This is a genomic window from Brevundimonas sp., assembly GCF_018608325.1.
Lineage (GTDB): Bacteria > Pseudomonadota > Alphaproteobacteria > Caulobacterales > Caulobacteraceae > Brevundimonas.
On the sequence record NZ_JABAZW010000178.1, the window covers coordinates 1 to 4427 of the forward strand.

A 4427-nucleotide genomic window follows, 5' to 3' on the forward strand; every position below is an offset into this window, starting at 1 on the left:
GACCAAGGGCACGCCGACGCCTAACCCGCCGCGCCCGACGCCGCCGCGCGCCGAGCCGGGGCTGGATCTGGCCGCCCTGGCTGGGCCGCCGCGCAACACCAACACGCCGGGCCGCCCCGCGACAGGACAGACCGGGGCAGGGGCCGCCAGCCGTGCGACGGGATCGCAGCTCGCCGCGCTGGGCGCCCAGGTCACGCCGAACTGGAACCTGAACTGCGACCTGCCGGGCATGGATTCGCTGGTCATCCGGGTGACGGTGCGCCTGACGGCGGACGGCCATATCGTCGGTTCGCCCCAGCTTCAGGATCCACGTTCGGATCCCACATGGCGGGCGGCGTCGGACGCCATGCTGCGGGCGTTGCGGGCCACTGCGCCCTTCAATGTCCCGGCGGGTTTCCAGTCTCAGGAAGTGCCGTTCAGATTCGAGACCGCGCGCCAATGCGCCAATCGCTGATCGGTCGTGAAGTCGCCCCAATCGCCGTGAAGCTGGCGATTGTCACAAGGCCCGGTGATAAGGGTCGAACCTGTCTCAAGAACTTTGGGAGCGCACCATGCGTCTGAACCTTCTTCTGGCCTCCGCGACGGCCCTTGTGATGGCCGCGCCCCTGCTGGTGCAGAGCAGCCCCGTGCAGGCTCAGGCGGCGCCCGCCAACGGCGCCGTGCAGGACGTGGTGGTCGATCAGGGCGTGTTGCGCCCGCTGGCCATTGCGGTCGTGCCTTTCCGGGGCGAGCGCGGATCGGACATCTCGTCCATCGTTAGCGGCAACCTGAAGCGTTCGGGCTATTTCGATCCGCTGAACCCGGCCAGCTTCATCGAGACTGGCCTGACGCTGGCCAACGCCCCCAACTTCCCGCAGTGGACCCAGATCGGCGCCCAGGCGGTGCTGTATGGGGCGGTGACGCCGCGCGCGGACAACCGCGTGGACGTGGGCTTCCGCCTGTATGACCCGTACCGCCAGTGCCAGTTGGTCAGCTATCAGTTCACCGCGACGCCGGAACAGTACCGCCGCATCGCGCACAAGATTTCGGACATCATCTATCAGCGCATGACGGGTGAGCCGGGCTTCTTCGATTCCCGCGTCATCTTCGTCTCGGAAGAAGGCGATCAGCTGAACCGCAAGAACCGCCTGACGATTGCCGATCAGGACGGGTTCCAGCCGATCTATCTGACGCAGGGCGACGAGGTGATCATGTCGCCCCGCTTCTCGCCCAACCAGCCGGATGAAGTCACCTATGTGGCGCTGGGCAAGGATTACAGCCGCATCTATCTGCTGAACCTGACGACGGGCCGCCGTGAGAGCCTGGGCGAATTCGATGGTCAGGTGCTGGCGCCGCGCTTCTCGAACGACGGCAACAAGATCGCCTTCTCGATCATCCGCAACGGCAACACCGACATCTATGTGATGGACCTGCGCAGCCGCCAGCTGTCGCGCCTGACGACCGATCCCGGCATCAACACCTCGCCGTCGTTCAGCCCGGACGGCAGCCAGATCGTGTTCAACTCGGACCGTTCGGGCCAGCCGCGCCTGTATGTCATGCGCGCCGACGGCTCGGGCCAGCGCCCGATCAGCCGGGGCGGCGGCTCCTATACGGCCCCGGCCTGGAGCCCGACCGGAAACATGATCGCCTTCACCAAGTCGGGCGGCGGCCGCTTCTCGACCGGCGTGATGAACGCCGATGGCTCGGGCGAGCGCCTGTTGTCGTCCTCCTATTTCGAGGAAGGCCCCAGCTGGGCGCCCAATGGCCGCTACATCATGTTCGCCCGCCAGACGCGCGGCGGCGACACCCGTCTGTGGACCGTGGACCTGTCGGGCCGCGTCGTGTCGCAGGCCGGTTATCAGGGGCGCGGCACCGACCCGGCGTGGTCGCCCCTGCTGGACGGCCCGCCCGCCAACCTGGGCTTCAACCAGGGGCCGGACAGCTGTTCGTCGTAACCGCCTAACATCGGTTTTCAATAACCGGAGCCTTTAATCTCAACAGTGCGTTACCCGATCTGGCGTCCCCAAATGGACCGGGGCAATAGATACTGCAGCGCTTGAGGCCGCCGTCCTCAAAACATCTTATGGAGACGACCCCAATGAAGACTTCCCGCATCATCACCGTGGCCATGGTCGGCTGTGCTGTCGCCGCCATGGCCGCCTGCACGCGCAAGCCGCCCGTCGACACCGGCATCCCCGGCCCGTCGACCCCGGTTCCGACCCAGCCATCCTATCCGACTGCACCGACCGGCCCGATCCAGGGCGGCAACGTCGGTTCGGCCATCCCCGGCTCGGAACAGGACTTCGTCGTCAACATCGGCGACCGCGTCTACTTCGATCTGGACAGCATCGAGGTCCGCCCGGAAGCCCGTCCGCGTCTGGACGCCCAGGCCCAATGGCTGCAGCGTTATCCGGCCGTCACCATCCGCATCGAAGGCAATGCCGACGAGCGCGGCACGCGTGAGTACAACCTGGCTCTGGGCGCCCGCCGCGCCGAGGCTGTCCGCGTCTATCTGATCGGTCGCGGCATCCCCGCCAACCGCATCACCACCATCAGCTACGGCAAGGAGCGCCCGATCGCTGAAGGTTCGAACGAGGATGCGTGGGCGCGCAACCGCAACGCCCACACCGCCATCGTCTCGGGCGCCCAGCGCTAAGACGAAAAGTCGGATCGAAGATCAGAGGCGTCGGCTGAAAAGCCGGCGCCTCTTTTCTTTTCAGCGACGGATTTCTAAAGGTCGGCGAGCAACGCCAGGGGGATCAGGCGCATGGATATCGAAGGTGTCGGCGGCGTCGTGACGGCGGGTCTGGTCGCGGGCGCGATCGAGAAACCGACCGGTGCGGCGGGCGAGCATGGCCACGGCGCCTGTGCGGATTGCGGGGCTGAAACCAGCGGAAACTTCTGCTCGAACTGCGGCCAGGCGACCCATGTTCACCGCACCCTGCTGCATCTGGGCGAAGAACTGCTGCATGGCGTCATGCATTTCGACGGACGCTTCTGGCGCACCCTGCCGCTGCTGCTGATCAATCCCGGCAAGCTGACGCGCGAATGGGTCGAGGGGCGGCGGACCCGCTATGTCTCGCCGCTGGCGATGTTCCTGTTCACCCTGTTCGTGATGTTCTTTGCGCTGAGCTTCATGCCGCACAAGGAAGAGCACACCCTGACCCTGCCGCAGCAGGTCGAGGCCCAGCGGGAAGTGGTGGCGCAGGCCGAGCAGGTGGTGGCGGCGGCTGAGAAAGAGGTCGAAGCCGTCCAACAGGCGGCGGAACCTGCCGACGGCAGTCCGCCTCCGTCCGGGATCGGCATTCGGGCGGGTGCTGTCGCAGGCGTGATGGCGGGCGCCCAAGCCGGGTTGAACACCGAAAAGGCCAAGCTGGCCCAACTGGAGAAGGAGGCCGTGGAGGGGCGCAAGGACGGCCTGACCTCCGGCACCTGGCAGGCGCAGGTCGCGGACATGGCCAATGATGTCAGCAAGAGCGGCCAGGCCCACGGCATTGTCGGCGCGGTGGCCAAGAAGCTGAAGAACCCGGATCTGGCGCTCTATAAGCTGCAGCAGACCATCTACAAATTCGCCTTCCTGCTGGTGCCGTTCTCGATCCCCTTCATGGCGCTGCTGTTCCTGTGGAAGCGGGGCTTCACCCTGTACGACCACGGGGTCTTCGTCCTGTATTCGCTGACCTTCATGTCCTTGCTGCTGATGATCGTGGTGCTTCTGGCCACGACGCTGAAGGGGGCGGGGGTCATAGCGGGTATGATCGCCGTCCTGATCGCACCGGTGCATATGTTCGCACAGTTGAAAGGCGCCTACAGTCTGCGGGTGTTTTCGGCCCTGTGGCGCACGGTGTTGCTGGTGCTGTTCTGTGAGTTCGTGGCCACGCTGTTCCTGGTTGCGGTCCTGTATCTCGGCTTTGGCCATTGACGCCTTGCGGCGGCCCCAAATCGGTGGAACCTAGTCAGTCATGACGCTCAAGCTTTCCTTCACGCGCAATCGCGCCATCGCCGCCGCCGCTCTGGGCGTGGTCCTGATCGCAGGCGGCGCCGTCGCCCAGCAGCCCGCGCCGCCCAACATCATGGAGCGGACGGAATGGGATAATCGCCGTCTGGACCAGCTGGACCGCAATGTCCGCCGTCTGGAACGCGCCCTGACCCAGCGCAACGCCGCAGGCCAGCCTGTTCTGGTCGAGCCTGATCCCGAGGTGATCGCCCTGCAGGGGCGGGTCGATATTCTGGAGCAGCGCCTGAACGACCTGTCGTCCACCATCCGCCGCATCACCGGCGACGGCGAGCGGGTGACCTTCCAGCTTGATGAAAGCCAGCGCGACAACACCGCCCTTCGCCGCCGTCTGGGCGACGCCGAGGCCCGTATCCAGAAGCTGGAGACGGCGGCTGAGCTGAACGCCCCGATTCAGGCCAACACACCGACCGGCGATGCGGCCCAGGATCTGGCG

3 protein-coding genes and 2 pseudogenes are annotated in these 4427 nt (G+C 66.0%); all 5 read left to right on the forward strand.

All coding sequences use genetic code 11. From position 1 onward, the window contains the following. Positions 1-454, forward strand: a pseudogene (locus tag QZ281_RS17835) (hypothetical protein); the annotation flags it as partial. Between the two features lie 97 nt (positions 455-551). Then, positions 552-1934, forward strand: a complete 1383-nt coding sequence (gene tolB / locus QZ281_RS17840) for a Tol-Pal system beta propeller repeat protein TolB (protein WP_292230885.1) — start codon at positions 552-554, stop codon at positions 1932-1934. Positions 1935-2077: 143 nt separating this feature from the next. Continuing rightward, positions 2078-2635: a peptidoglycan-associated lipoprotein Pal gene (gene pal, locus QZ281_RS17845; RefSeq protein ID WP_292230888.1), complete on the forward strand. Its 558-nt coding sequence runs from the start codon at positions 2078-2080 to the stop codon at positions 2633-2635. Between the two features lie 111 nt (positions 2636-2746). After that, positions 2747-3898, forward strand: a complete 1152-nt coding sequence (locus tag QZ281_RS17850) for a DUF3667 domain-containing protein (RefSeq protein ID WP_292230891.1) — start codon at positions 2747-2749, stop codon at positions 3896-3898. Between the two features lie 40 nt (positions 3899-3938). Beyond that, positions 3939-4427, forward strand: a pseudogene (locus QZ281_RS17855) (tol-pal system protein); the annotation flags it as partial.